The 20,435-nt window shown below is 73.1% G+C and carries 22 protein-coding genes; 2 read left to right on the top strand and 20 right to left on the bottom strand.

The features are described 5' to 3' along the window. Positions 1–28 precede the first annotated feature (28 nt). From J1M39_RS00730 to J1M39_RS00710, 5 genes are all read right to left on the bottom strand, one after another. Positions 29–1,849, bottom strand: coding sequence for a DEAD/DEAH box helicase (locus tag J1M39_RS00730; protein ID WP_136939817.1), 1,821 nt, complete (start codon positions 1,847–1,849; stop codon positions 29–31). Then, positions 1,842–2,186 (bottom strand): DUF3039 domain-containing protein, encoded by a 345-nt coding sequence (locus tag J1M39_RS00725; protein WP_010079007.1) that lies wholly within the window; start codon positions 2,184–2,186, stop codon positions 1,842–1,844. The genes J1M39_RS00730 and J1M39_RS00725 overlap by 8 nt, the downstream gene beginning before the upstream one ends. Positions 2,187–2,209: 23 nt before the next feature. Further along, on the bottom strand, positions 2,210–3,811 hold the full coding sequence (locus tag J1M39_RS00720; protein ID WP_159228059.1) for a Tat (twin-arginine translocation) pathway signal sequence: 1,602 nt from the start codon (positions 3,809–3,811) through the stop codon (positions 2,210–2,212). Continuing rightward, positions 3,802–4,626, bottom strand: coding sequence for an ABC transporter ATP-binding protein (locus J1M39_RS00715; protein ID WP_061867878.1), 825 nt, complete (start codon positions 4,624–4,626; stop codon positions 3,802–3,804). The genes J1M39_RS00720 and J1M39_RS00715 overlap by 10 nt, the downstream gene beginning before the upstream one ends. A gap of 64 nt (positions 4,627–4,690) precedes the next feature. Then, on the bottom strand, positions 4,691–5,647 hold the full coding sequence (locus J1M39_RS00710) for a co-chaperone YbbN (protein WP_342356352.1): 957 nt from the start codon (positions 5,645–5,647) through the stop codon (positions 4,691–4,693). Positions 5,648–5,772: 125 nt separating this feature from the next. Here J1M39_RS00710 and J1M39_RS00705 point away from each other — a divergent pair, with 125 nt between their 5' ends. Then, positions 5,773–7,095, top strand: a complete 1,323-nt coding sequence (locus J1M39_RS00705; RefSeq protein WP_159228057.1) for an AI-2E family transporter — start codon at positions 5,773–5,775, stop codon at positions 7,093–7,095. 34 nt (positions 7,096–7,129) lie between these two features. Here J1M39_RS00705 and J1M39_RS00700 read toward each other — a convergent pair whose 3' ends face one another. After that, positions 7,130–7,489 carry a hypothetical protein gene (locus tag J1M39_RS00700; protein ID WP_049161478.1) on the bottom strand — a complete coding sequence of 120 codons (360 nt, stop codon included), beginning with the start codon at positions 7,487–7,489 and terminating at the stop codon, positions 7,130–7,132. Positions 7,490–7,541: 52 nt separating this feature from the next. Here J1M39_RS00700 and nucS point away from each other — a divergent pair, with 52 nt between their 5' ends. Then, positions 7,542–8,237: an endonuclease NucS gene (gene nucS / locus J1M39_RS00695; protein WP_061867881.1), complete on the top strand. Its 696-nt coding sequence runs from the start codon at positions 7,542–7,544 to the stop codon at positions 8,235–8,237. A 14-nt stretch (positions 8,238–8,251) separates the two neighbouring features. Here nucS and J1M39_RS00690 read toward each other — a convergent pair whose 3' ends face one another. The 14 genes from J1M39_RS00690 to prfA all read right to left on the bottom strand — a co-directional run bounded on the left by J1M39_RS00690 (position 8,252) and on the right by prfA (position 20,339). Beyond that, on the bottom strand, positions 8,252–8,653 hold the full coding sequence (locus tag J1M39_RS00690) for a DUF2550 family protein (RefSeq protein WP_036382180.1): 402 nt from the start codon (positions 8,651–8,653) through the stop codon (positions 8,252–8,254). Between the two features lie 22 nt (positions 8,654–8,675). Continuing rightward, positions 8,676–8,951 carry a F0F1 ATP synthase subunit epsilon gene (locus tag J1M39_RS00685; protein ID WP_036313044.1) on the bottom strand — a complete coding sequence of 92 codons (276 nt, stop codon included), beginning with the start codon at positions 8,949–8,951 and terminating at the stop codon, positions 8,676–8,678. A gap of 6 nt (positions 8,952–8,957) precedes the next feature. Then, positions 8,958–10,415 carry a F0F1 ATP synthase subunit beta gene (gene atpD / locus J1M39_RS00680; RefSeq protein WP_044659202.1) on the bottom strand — a complete coding sequence of 486 codons (1,458 nt, stop codon included), beginning with the start codon at positions 10,413–10,415 and terminating at the stop codon, positions 8,958–8,960. 53 nt (positions 10,416–10,468) lie between these two features. Further along, the gene (locus tag J1M39_RS00675) at positions 10,469–11,362 is read right to left on the bottom strand and encodes a F0F1 ATP synthase subunit gamma (RefSeq protein WP_158183659.1); all 894 of its coding nucleotides are present in this window, start codon (positions 11,360–11,362) and stop codon (positions 10,469–10,471) included. An 83-nt stretch (positions 11,363–11,445) separates the two neighbouring features. Then, positions 11,446–13,080, bottom strand: coding sequence for a F0F1 ATP synthase subunit alpha (atpA, locus tag J1M39_RS00670; protein ID WP_036334989.1), 1,635 nt, complete (start codon positions 13,078–13,080; stop codon positions 11,446–11,448). Between the two features lie 90 nt (positions 13,081–13,170). Next, positions 13,171–13,986, bottom strand: coding sequence for a F0F1 ATP synthase subunit delta (locus J1M39_RS00665; RefSeq protein WP_052833434.1), 816 nt, complete (start codon positions 13,984–13,986; stop codon positions 13,171–13,173). Beyond that, positions 13,983–14,537: a F0F1 ATP synthase subunit B gene (locus tag J1M39_RS00660; protein ID WP_002857262.1), complete on the bottom strand. Its 555-nt coding sequence runs from the start codon at positions 14,535–14,537 to the stop codon at positions 13,983–13,985. The genes J1M39_RS00665 and J1M39_RS00660 overlap by 4 nt, the downstream gene beginning before the upstream one ends. 84 nt (positions 14,538–14,621) lie before the next feature. After that, positions 14,622–14,837 carry an ATP synthase subunit C gene (locus J1M39_RS00655; protein ID WP_002857264.1) on the bottom strand — a complete coding sequence of 72 codons (216 nt, stop codon included), beginning with the start codon at positions 14,835–14,837 and terminating at the stop codon, positions 14,622–14,624. A 150-nt stretch (positions 14,838–14,987) separates the two neighbouring features. Further along, a complete protein-coding gene (gene atpB / locus J1M39_RS00650) occupies positions 14,988–15,788 on the bottom strand; it encodes a F0F1 ATP synthase subunit A (protein WP_036382182.1) in 801 nt (266 codons plus the stop codon). Between the two features lie 231 nt (positions 15,789–16,019). Then, on the bottom strand, positions 16,020–16,454 hold the full coding sequence (locus J1M39_RS00645; RefSeq protein WP_036382185.1) for a hypothetical protein: 435 nt from the start codon (positions 16,452–16,454) through the stop codon (positions 16,020–16,022). Then, positions 16,451–17,590 (bottom strand): MraY family glycosyltransferase, encoded by a 1,140-nt coding sequence (locus J1M39_RS00640; RefSeq protein ID WP_036382187.1) that lies wholly within the window; start codon positions 17,588–17,590, stop codon positions 16,451–16,453. Before J1M39_RS00640 ends, J1M39_RS00645 begins: the two co-directional genes overlap by 4 nt. A 9-nt stretch (positions 17,591–17,599) precedes the next feature. Further along, on the bottom strand, positions 17,600–18,334 hold the full coding sequence (locus J1M39_RS00635) for an L-threonylcarbamoyladenylate synthase (protein WP_036313064.1): 735 nt from the start codon (positions 18,332–18,334) through the stop codon (positions 17,600–17,602). After that, positions 18,331–19,233, bottom strand: a complete 903-nt coding sequence (prmC, locus tag J1M39_RS00630) for a peptide chain release factor N(5)-glutamine methyltransferase (protein ID WP_159228055.1) — start codon at positions 19,231–19,233, stop codon at positions 18,331–18,333. The genes J1M39_RS00635 and prmC overlap by 4 nt, the downstream gene beginning before the upstream one ends. Next, a complete protein-coding gene (gene prfA / locus J1M39_RS00625) occupies positions 19,230–20,339 on the bottom strand; it encodes a peptide chain release factor 1 (protein WP_115165158.1) in 1,110 nt (369 codons plus the stop codon). Before prfA ends, prmC begins: the two co-directional genes overlap by 4 nt. Positions 20,340–20,435 lie beyond the last annotated feature (96 nt).

Genomic DNA, 20,435 nt, shown 5'->3' with positions numbered 1-20,435 from the left:
CGGGCGCCCGCCGCGCTCCCGACGGACCTCAGGTCCGGCCGACGAACCACCCGCGCAGGGTGCTCAGCCGCTTCTCCAGCTGCTCGCGGGAGGCCTGGGCCACGGCGGGGCCGCCGGAGATCTCCCGCAGGCGGTTGTGGATCACCCCGTGCGGCTGGCCGGAACGGGCCGCCCAGGCGGACACCGTCTTGGACAGCTCGGAGCGCAGCTCCTTCATCCGCCGGTGGTCCACGACGTCGGCGGGCTCGGCCGCCTGCGCACGCGGCCGGCGCTGGATCTGCTCGGCCTGCCGCTGCCGCAGCAGGGCGGAGACCTGCTCGGCGTCCAGCAGGCCCGGGATGCCGAGGAAGTCCTGCTCCTCCTCCGAGCCGACGGCGCCGCCGAGGCCGAACTCGCCGCCGTCGAAGAGCACCTTGTCGAAGCTCGCCCGGGACTCGAGGGCCTCGAACTTCTCCCGCGTCAGCGCGTCCGAGCCGCTCTCGGCCCGGTTGGCCTCCGCGATGAGGTCCTCCTCGGGGGCGTCCTCGAGGTCCTCGACCTCGACGGCGCCCTCCTTGCGGTCCAGCGCGTGGTCCCGCTCGAGCTCCATCTCGTTGGCCAGCAGCATGAGCGCGGGCACGGACGGCAGGAACACCGAGGCGGTCTCCCCACGCCGGCGGGAGCGCACGAAGCGGCCCACGGCCTGGGCGAAGAACAGGGGCGTGGACGTGGACGTGGCGTACACGCCCACGCACAGGCGGGGCACGTCCACGCCCTCGGACACCATGCGCACCGCCACCATCCACCGCTCGTCCGACGCGGCGAACTCCTCGATGCGATCCGAGGCGCCCTTGTCGTCCGAGAGGATCACGGCCGGCCGCTGGCCGGTCAGCGCCTCGAGCTGCGCGGCGTACGCGCGCGCGTCCTGGTGGTCCGTGGCGATCACGAGACCGCCGGCGTCGGGCACGTTGCGGCGCACCTCGCTGAGCCGCCGGTCGGCCGCGCGCAGCACGGACGGGATCCACTCGCCCGCCGGGTCCAGCGCGGTGCGCCAGGCGGAGGCGGTGATGTCCTTCGTGGCGGCCTCGCCGAGCTGAGCCTCCATGACCTCGCCGGTGGAGGTCTTCCAGCGCATCTGCCCGGAGTAGGCCATGAAGATCACCGGGCGCACCACGTGGTCCCGCAGCGCCGGGCCGTAGCCGTACGTGTAGTCCGCCTTCGACCGCTCGATGCCGTCCGCACCGAGTTCGTAGCGGACGAAGGGGATGGAGGCGGTGTCCGAGCGGAACGGGGTGCCGGTCAGGGACAGCCGCCGCGTGGCCGGCTCGAACGCCTCACGGATGCCCTCGCCCCAGCTCAGGGCGTCGCCGCCGTGGTGGATCTCGTCCAGGATCACCAGCGTCTTGGCGGCCTCGGTGCGGTTGCGGTGCAGGACGGGCTTGTTCGCCACCTGGGCGTACGTCAGCGCCACCCCGCGGTACTCGGCACCGTGCCGCCCGTCGGCGTTCTTGAAGTTCGGGTCGATCGCGATGCCCACGCGCGCGGCGTTGTCCGCCCACTGGCGCTTGAGGTGGTCCGTGGGCGCGACGACGGTCAGCCGCTGCACGACGCCGGAGTCCATCAGGATCTTGGCCACGCGCAGCGCGAACGTCGTCTTGCCCGCGCCGGGGGTCGCGACCGTCAGGAAGTCCTGCGGGGAGGTCTGGAGGTAGCGCTCCAGCGCCTCCTGCTGCCACTGGCGCAGCTTGGGGGCCGTCCCCCACGCCGCGCGCTCGGGCATGGCGGGGGGAAGGTCCTCGCCGATGTGGAACAGGTCGTGCTGGACGCTGCCGTCCGGGGTGCCGCTCGTCAGGGAGCGGCCGTCAGCCACGGCCGCGGCCTCCGAACCAGCCACCGCGCTTGCCGCCGCCGTCGCCGTCGCCGCCGTCCTGCGGCTCGCGCAGGCCCTCGTAGATCTCCTTGCACGTGGGGCACACGGGGAACTTGTTCGGGTCCCGGCCCGGCACCCACACCTTGCCGCACAGGGCGATCACGGGGGCGCCGGTGACGGCGGACTCCGTGATCTTCTCCTTGCGGACGTAGTGGGCGAAGCGCTCGTGGTCGCCCGGCTCGATCTCCTGGCGCAGCTCCTCACGCTCGAGGACGGACGTGCCGCCGCCGGCGGGCGCGAAGGGGTCGTTCAGGTCGGGTTCGCCGGTCACACTCATGCGGGCCAGTCTAGCCGCGCCCCTCAGAAGGCGGCCACGGCCTGGTAGGTCTCGGCCTGCGCGCGGTCGTACCAGCGCGCCCCCAGGCGCACGCCCAGCCACAGCGCGACGGCGCCCCACGCGAGCCCGAGCGCCACCGTGATCCAGCCCCACACGGCGGCCCCGGTGACGAGCCGGACGACGAAGGGCACCAGGAACGGCACCGCGAGCGCCAGGCTGACCAGCATCGCGGCGCCCTGGACGAGCATCGTGCGCATGGCCGCGCCCTGCGGCGTCGCGAACGGGCTGTCCCCTGGCTTCGGGACCGGGTAGACGAAGCGGGCGGAGACGAACGCGGACAGCCCGGCGGTCGTCCCGAACAGGCCGAGGGCCAGGCCCAGCATCGGCGCCAGCAGGGACCAGTCCCCCGCCGCCGCCACCGTCGCCGTCGTCACGAGCAGGATCATCGGCACGCCCCAGCCCGCCAGGCCCAGGACCCGGCCCCAGCGGTCGTCCACGCCCCGCACGCCCGAGACGACGTGCAGGTGGAACGCCGTGTGGTCGTAGGCGATGTCCGCGGAGATCGAGTAGGCCAGAGACCAGGCGGTGATCGGCCCGAGGACCAGCAGCAGGCCCAGTCCGGGACCCCCCTCCCCGGCCATGCCCCCGGTGAACCACAGCAGGACGGCCATGAGCGGGATGATGATGAGCCCGGCCGCGTACCGCGGGTCGGCCAGCCAGTAGCGCTGGGCGCGGGCCGCGATCGCGGTGCGCGGGCCCGTGGCCGGTCGGCCCAGCCAGCGCAGCGGCGTCGGGTCCGCTCCCGCGGCGACGCGGCGGGACCGACCGCCGCCCACGGCCACCGGCTCCACGGTGCAGCGCACGGCCAGGTGCCACAGGGCCAGGGCGGCCAGGCACCAGGCGGCCGCCACCGCGAGGTGGAGCGCGACGGCGGCGCCGCGGCCCTCGGCAGCCGCCCACGCCGCGGCGGGGCCCGCCCCGAACGGGGTCCACGCCGCGCCGCGGGCGATCTGGGGCGCGATCGCCAGGAAGTCCTCGAACGACGCGATGGCCCGCGAGAGGGCGAGGCCGCCGAGCATGAGCGGGATGAACAGCAGGACGGAGACGACGTCCCGCACCCGACGCCGGCTCGCGTAGGCGGCCAGGAGGCCGGCGAGACCGGAGCCGATCGCCACGGCGGTCACCGCGGTGAGCGCGCCCCCGACCAGGCCCACCGCCAGCGCGGCCGGCCGGTCCCACCAGCTGGCCCCCAGGCCCACCAGCACGGCCAGCGTGGCGAGCCCGACCGGCGTCGTGAAGGCGCTCAGGACCAGCCCGGCGATGAGGGTGCGGGCCGGGACGGGGAAGAGCACGAAGCTGTGCGGGTCGAGCGTGGCGTCGACGCCCGTGACGAACGGCGGGATGACGAGCCAGGCGAGCACCACGACGGCGGCGGCCAGCACGGTCGTGGCGCCGCGGGCCTCGTCCGGCAGGGCGGGCAGGCCCGTGACGAGCAGCGTCACCGCCACGGCGGCCATGCCGAGCACGTACAGCGCGCCGAGCACGCTCATCACCAGGGTGAACGGGGACCGGCGCCACTGGTTCAGGGTCAGCGTCCAGCGCAGTCGGACGAGCGTCAGAGCCATGCCAGCCCCTCCGAGCCGTGGCGGCCGCCGACGAGGTCCACGAAGCGGTCCTCGAGGTCGCGCCCGTCCCGGACCTCCTCGAGCGTGCCGGCGGCCCGCAGGGTCCCGGCCGCGATCACGGCGACGTGGGTGCACATGCGCTGGACGAGGTCCATCACGTGGCTCGAGACGATCACGGTGCCGCCCCGCTCCACGTACGAGTGCAGGATGTCCCGGATGTTCGCGGCGGAGACCGGGTCCACGGCCTCGAACGGCTCGTCCAGGACGAGCAGGTCCGGGGCGTGGACCATGGCGGCCGCCAGGGACACCTTCTTGGTCATGCCGGCGGAGTAGTCGGCCACGAGCTTGCGGCCGGCGTCCTCCAGGTCCATCACCCGCAGCAGGTCCGCGGTCCGCTCGGCCACGGTGTCCGCGTCGAGCCCGTGCAGCAGCCCGGCGTAGGTCACGAGCTGCGCGCCCGTGAGGCGGTCGAAGGTACGCACGCCGTCGGCGAGCACGCCGACCCGTCGCTTGGCCTCGAGGGGCTGCTCCCACACGTCGACGCCGTGGATCCAGGCGCGGCCGCGGTCCGGGCGCAGCAGCCCGGTGGCCATCGACAGGGCCGTGGTCTTGCCCGCCCCGTTGGGCCCAACCACCCCGAAGAACGATCCGGCCGGGACGTCCAGGTCCAGCGCGTCGAGCGCCAGCTTGTCCCCGAACCGCTGGGTCAGCCCGCGCGTGACGAGGGCGAGGTCCGGATCGGGGGCGTCCACCGCGCGACGACGGGCGGCGGCCGCCAGGTGGGCGGGGGCAGGCTCGGGCGCATGCGGAGTCATGCCTGGGACGTTACCCACCGTCAGGCGGACACGGCGTCCTCCTCAGGGATGAACTGTGGGTCCCTCAGAACAGCGCTGCGGCCAGCCGACGCCGCGAGGCCTGCACACGGGGATCGTCCGTGCCCACCACGGTGTAGAGGTCCACGAGGTGGGCGCGCGCCGTCTCCCGGTCGTCGCCGGGGTGGAGGGCGATGAACCGCACGAGTCGGGCGAAGGCGTCCTCCACGTGGCCACCGAGCACGTCCAGGTCGGCGACGGCGAGCTGGGCGGCGACGTCGTCCGGGCCGTCCGCGGCGGCCGCGCGCACCGCTGAGGCGTCGGCGTCACGGGTGCGCAGCATGAGGCGGGCCGCGGACAGGCCCTGCTGGGCCACGGCGTCCGCGGGGCTGTCGGCCAGCGCCGCCTCCCACGCCGAGACGGCCCCGGGCAGGTCGTCGGCGGCGAGGGCCTCGTGGGCGGCCCGGTGCAGCGGCGGCACGGGCGGGGCCTCCGCAGCCGCGGCGCCGGCGTCCTGGCGCGCCGGAGCGACGGGGGGCACGGTGCCGGCGACGCCGTTCTGACGGGCCACCTCGAGGATCTCCCCCATGAGCTGGCGCAGCGTCTCCTCCGGCACCTCCTGATTGACCAGCGGCACCGGCTGCCCCGCCACCACGGCCATGACCGCGGGGCCGGCCCCCAGGCCCAGCGCCTGCAGCACGGCGGGCTCCTTCGCCACGTCCAGACGCGCGAGCACGAGCCGTCCCGCCTGGGCGTCGACCGCGTCCGCGAACTGCCGGTAGAGCGCCTCGCTCGCCGCGTCCCCGGGCACATGCAGGTGCAGCAGCACCGGCACCTGGGCGGAGAGCTGGACCAGCTGCTGCAGCAGACCCTGGTCGGCGTCCGCGATCACCCACGAGCCGCCGCCGGCGCCGGCGTCGGCCCCCGGCGCGGTGCGCCCGGCCGGGGCCGGGGTGCCGAGCGAGGACAGGTCGACGGCGCCGCGCAGGTGGGACGGGGCGTCGGAGGGGGGCTGGGCGGTCACGTCGGTCACGATCCTTCCGGTCCGGGTCCGCCCCGTCGCCGGGGCGAGGGGCGTTGTCACTGCGCCCCACGGTAGCCTCCCGGGCGCGGCGCGGTCAGGCCGGGGCCCTGACGTACGCTGAGCGCGTGGAGGAGAAGGAGACCGCATCCGGCCCGGACGTCGCCGGCGTCGCCGACGTCCGTGGCCCGGCCGAGCCCGAGGGCGCGGAGCAGCCGTCCCTGGCCGGCATGCCCGTGGAGCCGGTCGGGGTGGCCGCCGCGCCGCCGTCGCACGGGCCGACGCCCGCCGGGCGTCGTCGACTGCCCCGCCTGGGCTCCGTCCTGCGGCGGCGCCGACCCTTCCTCGAGGAGGACCGGGTGGACCCCGAGTCGGTCCCCGTCGACGGCGCCGAGGATCCGGCGGTCGCGGCCGTGGCCGTCGAGTCCCCCGTGCTGACCGGCTTCCTGCTCGCGGTCGGCGTGGCCCTGGCCATCGGCGTCGTCTCGGTGCTGCGCACGAACGGACAGCTCATCGTGTGGATCGCCGCGGCCCTGTTCATCGCCCTGGGCCTGGATCCGCTGGTGCGCCGGGTCGAGTCCTGGGGCGCGCCCCGCTGGGTCGGCGTGCTCACGGCCGCGCTCGGCCTGGCCGCCGTGGCCGGGGCGTTCGTCGCCCTCCTCGTCCCCACGGTGATCGAGCAGTCCACGCAGCTGGTCCAGGACCTGCCGGCCATCATCGACGGGGTGATGACCGCCGAGTGGTTCGTGCAGCTCGACGAGGAGTTCCACCTCCAGGAGGCCGTCCGCGCCCAGACCGAGCGCCTCGCCGCCGACGGCGTCGCCGTCACCGACCTGTTCGGCGGGCTCCTCGGCTTCGGCCAGACCGTGCTGGACGCCGTCTTCTCGGTGCTCGTGGTGGTCGTGCTGACGCTGTACTTCCTCTCCTCCCTGCCGCACATCAAGTACTGGGCCTACCGGCTCGCACCGCGCTCGCGCCGGCCCCGCATCGAGGCGCTGTCCGAGCAGATCACCTCCTCGGTCGGCCACTACGTGATGGGCCAGTCCTTCGTGGCCGCCCTCAACGGCGCGGTGGCGTTCACGGCGCTGGCCATCGCCGGCGCCCCCTTCGCCGTCCTGCTCGCCGCGATCGCCGCCTTCATGGCGTTCATCCCGCTGGTGGGCGCCGCGATCGGCGGCACGCTGCTGACCCTCGTGAGCCTGCTGACCTCGTGGCAGACCGCCGCCGTGTTCGCGGCCATCTACTTCGTCTACCTGCAGATCGAGGCCTACGTCATCTCGCCGCGCGTCATGGCGCGCGCGGTGTCCGTGCCGGCGGCCGTGGCCGTGATCGCGGTGATCGCCGGAGGCGCGCTGCTCGGCGTCCTCGGCGCCCTCATGGCGATCCCGCTCGCCGCCGCGCTGCTGCTGCTGGTCCGCGAGGTCTTCATCCCCCGCCAGGACGCCCGGTAGGCCCACGACGGCGGCGCGGCCCAGACCGTCGCGGTCAGCGGCCCGGGCGGGTGCGCCAGCACACCGGGTGCCAGTGCCGCCGGTCCGCCCCCGCGTCCTCGTCCCCCATGATCCAGTCCGCGCGCCAGGCCACGAGGTGCGCCTGGCCCTGCCGGATCACCCGACCGCAGCCAGGGCACGTGTAGTCCTTCACCGCGCGCCACGCGGGGATCTGCCGGACGTGCCAGCCGCCGTCGGACCCGGACTGGCGCGAGTAGCCCGCGTCCAGGCCGAGGAGCTCCTCGAGCGGGTCGGCGCGCCCCGGCGACGGCCGGGACCGCCGGGAGGCGCCGGAGGCCCCGCGCTCACTCCGCCGAGGCGCGGACGAGCGGCGGGGGCGGTTCGAACGGGGCATGCCTCCATGCTGGCACACGAGCGGGTGGGCACGGTCCGCCTAGGATGGACCGGTGCGACTCGTCATTGCCCGCTGCTCCGTGACCTATGAGGGCCGCCTGAACGCCCACCTGCCCACCGCCACCCGCCTGCTCATGGTGAAGGCGGACGGCTCGGTGCTGGTGCACTCCGACGGCGGTTCCTACAAGCCCCTCAACTGGATGTCGCCGCCCGCGACCCTGCACGTGGAGGAGCCCTCCCCCGATCAGGCCGACCAGGGGGTGACGCAGGTCTGGCGCGTGCAGGCCAAGAAGTCCGACGACCGGCTCGTCGTGCTCATCGAGGAGGTCCTGGCGGACGACTCCCACGAGCTCGGCGTGGACCCCGGCCTCGTCAAGGACGGCGTGGAGGCGGATCTGCAGCGTCTGCTGGCCGAGCAGATCAGCCTGCTCGGCGACGGCCACACCCTCGTGCGCCGCGAGTACATGACGGCGATCGGCCCCGTGGACATCCTGGCCCGCGACGCCGACGGCGGCACCGTGGCGGTCGAGCTCAAGCGCCGTGGGGACATCGACGGGGTCGAGCAGCTCACCCGCTACCTCGAGCTGATGAACCGGGACCCGCTCCTGGCGCCCGTGCGCGGCGTGTTCGCGGCCCAGCAGATCAAGCCCCAGGCCCGCACCCTCGCCGAGGACCGCGGCATCCGCTGCGTCACCCTCGACTACGACGCGATGCGCGGCGTGGACGACGCCGAGTCCCGCCTGTTCTGAGGCGCCGGGCGGGCTCAGCGGCGCCAGAAGGACGACGCCGCGGACGGCCCCGCCTCGCTCCAGGCGCGCAGGGCGCCGGCGTCGTCGGGGTCGACGACGACGCGCACCGGACGTGTGCCGGCGCTCAGCTCCAGGACGGCCCGGCCGGCCTCGTCCGCCGGGAGGCGGTCGATCTGCAGGCGGCTCCGGTCCGCGCTCCAGCGCTCTCGCGAGAGGCGCCAGCCCCCGGTGAGGCGCAGGCGGGACTCGTCGTACACGCCGATCACACGCTCACGCCCCGGGCCCTCCCGCTCCAGGACCGCAGGGAAGGCGGCCGTGACACGGGCGAGGGCCCGGCGCCGCATCACCAGGGCGAGTGCCGACAGCACGATGACTGCCACCACGGTCGCCGAGGCGATGAGCACCGGGCCCTCCACCGTCAGGTCCTGCCGCGCCGCGTCAGGCCGCCGCGGCGTCGCCCAGCCGGGCGGACGTCGCGGCGATCACGACACGGTCGTGGTCCACGGAGAAGAAGCCGCCGCGGGCCTGCGCGGTGACGGTGCCGCCGTCCGTGGTCCGCACCACGACCTCGCCGTCGCCGAGGACGGCGAGCATCGGGGTGTGGCCCGGGAGGATGCCGATCTCACCGTTGACGGTGCGCGCCGACACGGCCGACGCGGCGCCCGACCAGATGGACCGCTCCTCGGAGACGATCTCGACGTTGAGCTCAGCCATGATCGATCAGCCCTCGGCCTGGATCTTGGCCCACTCGCGCTCGACGTCGTCCAGGCCGCCCACGTTGTAGAAGGCCTGCTCCGCGACGTGGTCCAGGTCGCCGTCGGCGATGGCCTTGAAGCCCTCGACGGTGTCCTTGACCGGCACGGTGGAGCCCTCGACGCCGGTGAACTGCTTGGCGGTGTAGGTGTTCTGCGAGAGGAACTGCTCGATCTTGCGGGCGCGGCCCACGGTGATCTTGTCCTCCTCGGAGAGCTCGTCCACACCGAGGATCGCGATGATGTCCTGCAGCTCCTTGTTCTTCTGCAGGATCTGCTTCACGCGGATGGCCACGTCGTAGTGGTCCTGGCCCACGTACTGCGGGTCGAGGATGCGCGAGGTCGAGGCCAGCGGGTCCACGGCCGGGTACAGGCCACGGGACGCGAGGTCACGGGTCAGGTTGGTGGTCGCGTCCAGGTGCGCGAACACGTTGGCCGGGGCCGGGTCGGTGTAGTCGTCCGCGGGGACGTACACGGCCTGCATCGAGGTGATGGAGTGGCCGCGGGTCGAGGTGATGCGCTCCTGGAGCACACCCATCTCGTCCGCCAGGTTCGGCTGGTAGCCCACGGCGGAGGGCATGCGGCCCAGCAGCGTGGAGACCTCGGAACCGGCCTGCGAGAAGCGGAAGATGTTGTCGATGAACAGCAGCACGTCCTGGTTCTGCACATCGCGGAAGTACTCCGCCATGGTCAGCGCGGACAGGGCCACACGCAGACGCGTGCCCGGCGGCTCGTCCATCTGGCCGAACACGAGGGCGGTGTCCTTCAGGACGTCCGCCTCGTCCATCTCGACCCAGAGGTCGTTGCCCTCACGGGTGCGCTCGCCGACGCCGGCGAACACGGAGGTGCCGCCGAAGTTGCGGGCCACACGGGTGATCATCTCCTGGATGAGCACGGTCTTGCCCACGCCGGCGCCGCCGAACAGGCCGATCTTGCCGCCCTTGATGTAGGGGGTCAGCAGGTCGATGACCTTGATGCCGGTCTCCAGCATCTCGGTGGAGCCCTCGAGGGACGCGAAGTTCGGGGCCGGGCGGTGGATCGGCCAGCGGTCCTCGGCCTGCAGCTGCGAGGCGGGCATGTCCAGGGTCTCGCCGAGCACGTTGAAGATGTGGCCCTTCACGGCGTCGCCGACCGGCACCGAGATGGGGGCGCCGGTGTCCACGACGTCGGTGCCGCGCACCAGGCCGTCGGTGGACTGCAGGGAGATGGCGCGGACCATGTTGTCGCCGAGGTGCTGGGCGACCTCGAAGGTGACCGTGCGGCGCTGGCCGTTGAGGTCGATCTCGGTGGTCAGCGCGTTGTAGATCTCCGGCATCGCGTTGGCCGGGAACTCGGCGTCGATCACGGGGCCGATGACGCGTGACACGCGTCCGGTGGCACCGCCGGTGGGGGTCCCGGTGCCCTGGTCAGTGATGGTGGCAGTCATCTCTCTCACTTCTATCGTGTGTGGATGGCGAGTCTGGTGAGTCCCGAACGGGCTCAGGAGTTGTTGAGCGCGTCCGCGCCCGCGATGAGCTCGGTGAGCTCCTGGGTGATCTCGGCCTGACGGGCGTTGTTCATCAGGAGGGTGTAGTCCTTGATGAGGCTCGTGGCGTTGTCGCCCGCCGACTTCATGGCGCGCTGACGGTTGGCGAGCTCCGAGGCCGCCGACTGCAGCATCGCGTTGAAGATGCGCGACTCGATGTACTTGGGCAGCAGCGCGTCGAGGACCTCCTCCGCGTCCGGCTCGTACTCGTAGAGCGGCAGCACGTCCTCGGCGGTGGCGGCCTCCTCCTCGACGACCTCGAGGGGCAGCAGACGCACCACGTGGGGGTTCTGCTTCACGAGCGAGACGAACTCGGTGAACACGACGTGGATCTCGTCCACGCCGCCGTCCGCCGTGTCCGTGAGGAACGCATCCACGAGCACCTCGCCGATCTCGGCGGCGCGCTCGGCGACGGGGGCGTCCGTCTGACCGGTCCACAGCTTCCTGTAGCCGCGGCCGCGGAAGTCGAAGTACGTCTGCGCCTTGCGGCCGACGACGTACACGTCCACGTCCTTGCCCTCCTCGCCGAGGCGGGCGAGGAGCTGCTCGGCCTTGCGCAGCACGTTCGCGGAGTACGCACCGGCGAGGCCGCGGTCCGAGGACATGATGAGCACGGCCGCCCGGGTCGGGTTCTCGGGCTCCGTGGTGAGGACATGATCGATGTCGTGCTGGCTCGACACGGCCGAGACGGCGCGGGTGATCGCGTTCGCGTAGGGCAGCGACGCGCTGACGCGCTCACGTGCCTTGGTGATGCGAGACGTGGCGATCAGCTCCATCGCCTTGAAGATCTTCTTCATCGACGACGTCGACGCGATCTTCTGACGGTAGACCCGGATCTGGGCTCCCATGGTGGTCCTTTCCCTGGCGGGAGGGCGGCCCGGCGTCGTCCCCGTGGGGTCCGACGCCGGACCGCTCCCTCACCGACCGGCGGTCAGCGCTTCTGCTTGGTGATCTGCTCCTGCGCGACCTGGTCCTGCTCGATCGCGCGGTGCTCCTCGTGGCCGGCCTGCACGCCGCCGTCCTCGGAGGACTGGAAGCCCTTGGAGAACTCGGCGACGGCCGACTCGAGCGCGGACACGGTGCCGTCCTCGAGCTTGCCGGTGGAGGCGATGTCGGTCAGGACGGAGGTGTGGCGACGCAGGTGGTCGATGAACTCGCGCTCGAAGCGCAGCACGTCCTGCACCGGCACCTCGTCGAGGTGGCCCTTGGAGCCGGCCCAGATGGACACGACCTGCTCCTCGACCGGGTAGGGCGAGTACTGCGGCTGCTTGAGCAGCTCCATGAGGCGCTCACCGCGGGCGAGCTGGCGGCGGGTGGCCGGGTCCAGGTCGGAGGCGAACATGGAGAACGCCTGCTGGTCGCGGTACTGCGCCAGGTCCAGCTTCAGCGTGCCGGAGACCTTCTTCATGGCCTTGACCTGGGCGGCGCCGCCCACGCGGGACACCGAGATGCCCACGTCCACGGCAGGACGCTGGTTGGCGTTGAACAGGTCCGACTGCAGGAAGATCTGGCCGTCGGTGATGGAGATGACGTTGGTCGGGATGTAGGCCGACACGTCGTTCGCCTTGGTCTCGATGATCGGCAGGCCGGTCATCGAGCCTGCGCCCATCTCGTCCGAGAGCTTGGCGCAGCGCTCGAGGAGCCGGGAGTGCAGGTAGAAGACGTCGCCCGGGTAGGCCTCGCGGCCCGGCGGGCGGCGCAGCAGCAGGGAGACGGCGCGGTAGGCCTCGGCCTGCTTCGACAGGTCATCGAAGATGATCAGCACGTGCTTGCCGCCGTACATCCAGTGCTGGCCGATGGCCGAGCCGGCGTAGGGGGCGAGGTACTTGAAGCCGGCCGGGTCGGACGCCGGGGAGGCCACGATGGTGGTGTACTCCAGGGCGCCGTGCTCCTCCAGCGTGGCGCGGACGCCGGCGATGGTGGAGGCCTTCTGGCCCACGGCCACGTAGACGCAGCGGACCTGCTTCTCGACGTCGCCCGACTCCCAGTTGGCCTTCTGGTTGAGGATCGTGTCGACGGCGATCGCGGTCTTGCCGGTCTGGCGGTCACCGATGATCAGCTGACGCTGGCCACGGCCGATCGGGATCATGGCGTCGATGGCCTTCATGCCGGTCTGCAGCGGCTCGTGGACCGACTTGCGCTCGGTCACGGTCGGCGCCTGCAGCTCGAGGGCACGGCGGCCCTCGGCCTCGATCGGGCCCAGGTCGTCGATGGGCTGGCCCAGTGGGTCCACCACGCGGCCCAGGAAGGCGTCGCCCACCGGAACGGAGAGGATCTCGCCGGTGCGCTGCACCTCCATGCCCTCGCGGATCTCCTGGAACTCGCCGAGGACGACGACACCGATCTCGCGGGTGTCGAGGTTCTGGGCCAGGCCCTGGATGCCGTTCTCGAAGCGCAGCAGCTCGTTCGCCATGACGGAGGGCAGACCCTCCACACGAGCGATGCCGTCCGCCGCGGAGATGACACGGCCGACCTCGGTGCGATCGGTGCCCGACGGTTCGTACGATGCCGCGAAATCATTCAAGGCATTGCGGACATCGTCAGCGTTGATGGTCAATTCGGCCATCTGCAGTCCCTGCTCTCTGTGCTTGGTGATCATCGACGTGACGATGATGCTTACGTTCGTGGGTGTTCCGGATGCGGGCGGGAGCCGGCGTCAGCCGGCCATCCGCCGCTGGAGGTCGTGGAGGCGCGAGGCCATGGACCCGTCGACGACGTCGTCGCCGACCTGGACGCGGATGCCGCCCACCACGTGGGGGTCCACCGTCACGTCCATGACGAGATCGCGGCCGAAGGCGCGGCGCAGGCCCAGGGCCAGCCGCTCCTGCTGCTCGGCCTCGAGCGGCCGGGCCACGGTCACCTCGGCGATCCACTGGCGCTGCCGCTCGGCGACGACGTCCGCGGCCTTGCGGACGGCGGCCGACGGCTTCAGGCCGCGCGGGGCCGAGACGGCGCGCTCGACCAGCAGTCGGCCGGCCGGGCTGGCCGACTCGCCCAGGAGACGACCGGCCAGAGCGGCCCGTGCCTCGAGGGGTGCGTGCTGATCGGTGAGCGCCCGCTGCACCTCGTGCGAGTCCTCCACCGTGCGGTTGAAGGCCAGCAGCTCGCCCGAGAGGGCGGCCAGGCCCGCGTGTCCGCCGCGTGCGGCCTCCGCGGCGGCCGCGTGCGCGGCCACCGTCTCGAGGGCGTCCCCGAGATCGCGCTCCGCCGACCAGCGGCGGCCGGCCAGGTCCTTCAGGACCTGCAGTGCACCGGGGGTCACCCGGGCGCCGAACAGCGAGTCGACGAGGCCGTGACGGCGCTCGGTGGTCCAGGCGGGGTCGGTCAGGGCGCGGCGCAGCGCGCCGTGCTCGTCCACCACGTCCAGCGCGCCGAACAGCTCGCGTGCCAGGGCCACGCCGCCCTCGTCCAGCACCGGACCGACGGCCTCCAGGGAGGCGGCCAGGGAGTCCCTCGATGCGCCCGTCATCATTCGGCGACACCTGCGCTCTGGTGACGGTCCAGGTCAGCCAGGAAGCGGTCGACCACGCGCTGCGAGCGGGCGTCGTCCTCGAGGGACTCGCCCACGATCTTGCCGGCCAGGGTCGTGGCCAGCGAGCCGACCTCGCCCTTGAGCTGCGCGGCGGCCTGCTGACGCTCGGCGGCGATCTGCGCCTGCGCCTGCTCGGAGATGCGCGTCGCCTCGGCGGTCGCGCGCTCGCGCGCCTCGGCCACGATCTCGGCGGCCTCGGTGCGGGCATCCTCGCGGATGCGGTTCGCCTCGGTGCGGGCGTCCGCCAGCTGCGACTCGTAGTCCGCCATCATCGCGTTCGCCTCGGCCTGGGCCTTCTCAGCCTTGGCCAGACCGCCCTCGATCGCCTCGACACGGTCCTGGTAGGACTTCTCGAGGGTCGGGACGATGAACTTGATGACGATGAACATGAGCAGGGCGAAGCCCACCACGACGACGAGGATCTCCCACGGGTTGGGGATCAGGGGGTTGGCCCCCTCAGCCGCCGCGAGGATCAGTCCGTTGCTGATCATGTTTCAACCATCCTTCGGTCAAGAGTCCTGTGGAGATGGAGCACCGACGGTCTCACCGTGCGGGCGCTCCGTGGACGCGGCGCGTCAGGCGCCGATGACGAAGGCGAAGACGAGGCCCAGGATGGCGAGGGCCTCGGCGAGCGCGAAGCCCAGGAGGGCGATCGGCTGCAGGATGCGCTGGGCCTCCGGCTGACGGGCGACGCCGTTGATGTAGGCGGCGAAGATCAGGCCCACGCCGATGGCGGAGCCGATGGCGGCGAGGCCGTAGCCGATCATGTTGAGCGAACCGTGCAGTTCCATGGTGTTCCTTTCACGAGGCCGAGGTGTCCGGCCGGGTTGTGGAGGGTCGGCCTCCCGGGTGGTCCTCCTGCGGAGGGCCGGGAAGACTGGTGGCGGGCTCTCCCGCCGTACCGCGGCCGCCTGGGTCGTGCCCGAGGCGGCCCCGGAAGATCAGTGGTCGTTCGCGTCGATCGCGCCCTGGATGTAGATCGCGGTCAGCAGCGTGAAGACGAAGGCCTGCAGGTACATGATCAGCAGCTCGAGGAAGTACAGGGCCACCGAGCCGAGGATGACCAGGATGCCGGTGCCCTGCAGGGCCAGGCTGCCGGTCTGCGTGATCAGGTAGGCGGCACCGGCGCCGGCGAGCATCACGATCATGTGGCCAGAGAGCATGGTGGCCATCAGACGCAGGGAGTGGGTCAGCGGGCGCACGATGAAGTTGGAGATGATCTCCAGCGGCACGAGCAGCGGCAGGATCCAGCCGGGCACACCCGAGGGCACGACGGCCAGCTTCAGGTAGCGCACGCCGTGGCGCTTGATGCCGACGCCGATCCAGATCGCGTAGACGATGAGGGCCAGGCCGTAGGCGGCGCCCGCGTGGGAGAAGGTCGGCAGCTGCAGCACCGGGATGGCGCCGAACAGGTTGTTCAGCAGCACGAAGAAGAAGATGGAGAAGAGCAGCGGGACCCACTGCTTGAAGTTCTTCTCGCCCAGGATGTCCTTCGCGATGTCGTTCCGGACGAAGGAGTAGCCGGACTCGGCGAGCCACTGGGCCTTGCCGGGCACGAGCCGGGGACGGCGCATGGCCCACGCGAAGAAGGCGGTGATGAGCACTACGGAGAGCAGGACGAGCAGCATCTGCTTGCCGAAGCCGGTGCCGTACTCCGCACCCCAGGGGAAGATCTCCGGGAGGTGACCATCAGAGATGGTGGGGGGCACGAATGATGCGTTGGCCAGCACGAGGGTCAGCACGCGGTTCCTCTCCGAAGTGATGCAGTCGACGGGACCGCAGCCTCGTCCCCGGACCACAGGCGGGCGCCGCGACATTGCGGGGGTACCGGTGCGATGCGAGACACGGATGGCGGCAGGTGGGCGCCGTCGAAGTGTTCGCCGCCAACGATACCAAACGGTGACCCGTGCTCCGTACCGCAGAAGGGGCCCACGACATGGCCCCCGGCTCGGTGTCTTCGCCCCTCGGGCGGGTCAGTCGGTGTAGATCCCGCGGCGGGTCCGCGCGAAGACGAGGACCTCCGCGGCCTGCCAGACGAGGATCGTCACGAGGGCGGCGATCGCCGCCGCGTCCGCCCGGACCCAGCCGGGGCGGGGCAGGACCCCCAGCAGCACCGCGAACACCGCGATCTTGAGCACGAACAGCCCCACGCTGACCGGCAGCGCCGCCTCGCGCGCCCGGTCCCACACGAGTGCCGTCGTCGCCCCGGTGAGCGCCGAGAGCGCGAGCACCGCGCCGCCGCCCAGCAGGGCGCTCCCGGCCGCCTCCCCGCCGACGGAGAGCAGCCACGCGGCGCACGTGATCGCCAGGGCAGCCCCCGCCGCGGTCAGGGACCACCCGAGGATCCCCCACCAGCCGCGGCGGTTCTCCCAGCGGCGCCGGCGTCGGCGGCCGCCCGCCCCGGTCACGCGTCCCCCCGCTCGTCCGGGTGGGCCGCGGCGTCGTGCCGGTCCGCGCGACGGCGCTCCACGATCGGATGCAGGGTGAGGTAGCCGGCTCCGGCCAGGGCCACGGCGAGCACGGGCAGGACGATCATGTGGTCCACGAAGTTCAGGGACACCGCGCCCCATGCCACGAGGAACGCCCAGAGCCAGAGCAGCGCGACGGCCTGCGCCTGGGTGTAGCCGCCGTCCACGAGCTTGTGGTGCAGGTGCCCGCGGTCCGCCGAGAAGGGGCTGGTGCCCTTGGCCGTGCGCCGCAGCACGGCCAGGGCGAGGTCCGCGAGCGGCAGGGCGAGGACGGCGACGGGCAGCAGGATCGGCATGTAGGCGGGGACGTTGCGGAAGCGCATCCCGTCCAGGGCGTTGACGTCGGCGGTCACGGCGACCGCGGCCGCGGCCATCAGCAGGCCGATGAGCATGGCCCCCACCTCGCCCATGAAGATGCGGGCCGGGGACAGGTTCCACGGCAGGAAGCCCACGCACGCGCCGACGAGCAGGGCCATGAGCAGGGTGGCGAGGTTGGCGTAGTCGAACTGGTTGATGGTCCGCGTCAGCAGATACGAGTAGACGAAGAAGGCCGAGCCGCCGATCAGCGCGACGCCCGCCGCCAGGCCGTCCAGACCGTCCACGAAGTTGATCGCGTTCATCGTCAGCACCACGGCGAACACCGTGAGGATGACCTGCGTGGTCTCGTTCCCCACCGGGATCCAGCCCACCGGCATCGCCTCGATGCGGATCCCGCCCAGGGCCACCGCGAGTCCGGCCAGCACCTGGCCGGCCATCTTCACCCACCAGCGCAGGTCCCACATGTCGTCGGCGATGCCCACGACGAGCACGACGGCGACGGCGACCAGGAGCCCGCGCATCGCGGCGTCGTCCGCGTAGATCCCCTGGAGGAACGGCACGACTCCCCCGACGGCGAATCCCACCAGCACGGCCGCGGCCATGGCCACGCCGCCCAGCTTCGGCACGGGGTGCCGATGCACATCCCGCTGGCGCAGCGGGGTGAACACGCGCGCGCCCAGCCCCAGCCGGCGCATGAGGGGCGTCAGGGCCCCGCAGGCGACGGCCGTGACCATGACCAGGACGAGATACGCGCGCATGGGGGCCGGTCAGGCCTCCCGGTCGGCGGGGCGCGCCGCGGCGGCGTCGTCGGCGGCCGCGATCCGCTCGGCGGCGACCGGCGGCTCCTCGCCCTCGGCGAGCAGGTCCGGCACCACCGCGCGCAGCTCCTCCAGGGGCACGGAGCCCTGCCGGGCCACGCGGAACGGGGTGACGGTGCAGTCCACGATCGTCGAGGGATCCCGGCTCTCGCGGGGGCCGGCGTCGAGGTAGAGGGCCACGGACTCCCCCAGCATCGAGCGGGCGGCGTCGGCGGTGGTGGCGGCGTCCATGCCGGTGCGGTTCGCGCTGGAGACGGCCATGGGGCCGACGGCGTAGAGCAGTTCGCGGGCCACCGCGTCGTCGGGCACGCGCAGGGCGACGGTGCCGCGGGTCTCGCCGAGGTCCCAGGTCAGCGTGGGCTGGGACTTGAGGATGAGCGTGAGGGCGCCGGGCCAGAAGCGCCCGGCGAGGGCCTCGGCCTCCTCCGGCACGTCGTACGCGAGGCCGGCCATGACGCGGCGGTCCGCGATGAGCACGGGCGGCGGCATGGTGCGGCCACGGCCCTTGGCGGCCAGCAGCACGGCCACGGCCAGCGGGGAGAACGCGTCCGCTCCGATGCCGTAGACGGTGTCCGTGGGCAGGACCACGCAGCCGCGGTCCGCGAGGACCTCGCGGGCGCGGGCCACGGCATCCTCGAGGGCGGCCGGATCCGAGACGTCGATGAAGTCACTCACGTCGGTCATTCTTCCACCTCCGCGCCCGCCGCGGCTTCGCAGGACCGGCGCGCCGTCAGGAACCGGTCTCGTCCGGTGAGGTCCGGGTGCACGCGGACGCCCGTGAACCGGGGGTCCGCGTCGAGGGCGGCCAGGAGCGCCGGGCCCTGCGTCTCGTGGTGCTCCATGGCGAAGAGGCCGCCCGGGGCGAGCAGGCCCGCCGCCCGGTGCGCGATGGCCCGCGGGATCCGCAGCCCGGGCGTGTCCCCGCCGTAGAGCGCCCGCGCCGGGTCCAGTCGGGCCTCGGGCTGGGCGGGCACCTCGGCCTCGGGCACATAGGGCGGGTTGCTCACGACGACGTCCACGCGGCCCTCGAGGTCGGGGCATGCGACAAGGGCGTCGCCTTGTCGCAGGTCGACCCCGCGCGGGGCGAGGTTCCGCCGGGCCCAGTCGGCCGCCGTCGGGTCGAGCTCGACGGCGGTGACGGCGAGCGCGCGGCCCCGCGCCTCGCCCCACGCCGCGACAGCCGCGGCGATCGCGCCGGAGCCGGTGCACAGGTCCACCACGACGCCCGCCGCCGGCCGCGCGGCCAGGTCGGCCACAACGGTCTCCACGAGCAGCTCGGTCTCCGGCCGCGGGATGAAGACGCCCGGGCCGACCGCGAGGTCGAGCCCGTGGAAGTGCGCGACGCCGGTCAGGTGCTGGACGGGCTCGCGGGCGGCGCGGCGTCCGACGAGCGCCTCGAACGCCGCCGCCTGCGCGGGCTCGGCCACGGCACCGGCGAACACCCGGGCCAGCAGCGCGCCGCGGTCGAGGCCGAGCACGTGGGCCAGCAGCAGCTCGGCGTCCACGCGCGGTGAGTCGATGCCCACCGCGGTCAGGCGGGCGGCGGCGTCGCGCAGCAGCGCGGACCAGGCCGGTGCGCTCACGCGTCCCCGCCCAGCGCGGCGAGCCGCCGCTGCTCGTCGAGGGCGAGGCAGGAGGCGATCACGGCCTCGAGGTCGCCGTCGAGGACCGCGTCGAGGTTGTGCGCCTTGTAGCCGGTGCGGTGGTCCGCGATCCGGTTCTCCGGGAAGTTGTAGGTGCGGATGCGTTCCGAGCGGTCCATGGTGCGCACCTGCGCGGCGCGCGCCGCGGAGTCCTCGGCGTCCTGCTCCGCCCGCTGCCGCTCGAGCAGCCGCGACCGCAGCACGCGCAGCGCGGCCTCGCGGTTCTGGATCTGGGACTTCTCGTTCTGCATGGAGACGACGATCCCCGTGGGCAGGTGCGTCAGGCGCACCGCGGAGTCGGTCGTGTTGACGGACTGGCCGCCCGGCCCGGAGGAGCGGAAGACGTCCACCTTGAGGTCGTTCGGATCGAGGTGGACCTCGTCCGGGGCGTCCACCTCGGGCAGCACGAGCACGCCGGCGGCGGAGGTGTGGATGCGGCCCTGGGACTCGGTGACGGGCACGCGTTGCACGCGGTGCACGCCGCCCTCGAACTTGAGCCGGGCGTAGACGCCGTCGGCCGGGTCGGCCGCGCTCCCCCGCACCGCCACATGGACGTCCTTGTAGCCGCCCAGGTCGGAGTGCGTGGCGGAGAGGACCTCCGTCTTCCAGCCCCGGGACTCGGCGTAGCGCAGGTACATGCGCAGCAGGTCGCCGGCGAACAGGGCCGCCTCCTCGCCGCCCTCGCCGCCCTTGATCTCGAGGATCACGTCGCGCGCGTCGTCGGGGTCGCGCGGGATCAGCAGCCGGCGCAGCCGTTCGGCGGCCTCCGCCTCGGCCGCCTCCAGACCGGGCACCTCGGCCGCGAAGGCCGCCGCGTCGTCGTCGCCGGCCGCGGCCAGTTCCCGCGCGTCGGCCAGCTCCTCCGCGGCCGCCGACCAGGCGCGGTGGGCCGTCACCACGGCGCCGAGCTCGGCGAACCGCCGGTTCAGCCGCCGGGCGAGTGCCGGGTCCTGGTGCACCGCCGGGTCGGACAGGCGCGCCGTCAGCTCGCGATGCTCCGCCAGGAGCCGATCCACGGCCTCGCGCCGCTGGTCCGAATCGAACACGTGCGTGCCTCTCCTCCTCCGGCCTCAGCGGGCCGGGCTGTCCGACGCGGACGGCCCCGCCCCGTCCGGCGGAGACGAGCTCCCCCGGGCGGGACG

Origin of the sequence: Micrococcus sp. KRD077 (assembly GCF_017168505.1) — a bacterium.
GTDB lineage: Bacteria > Actinomycetota > Actinomycetes > Actinomycetales > Micrococcaceae > Micrococcus > Micrococcus luteus.
The sequence above is the reverse complement of the archived record's forward strand: the minus strand, read 5'-3'. Positions and strand labels throughout refer to the sequence as shown.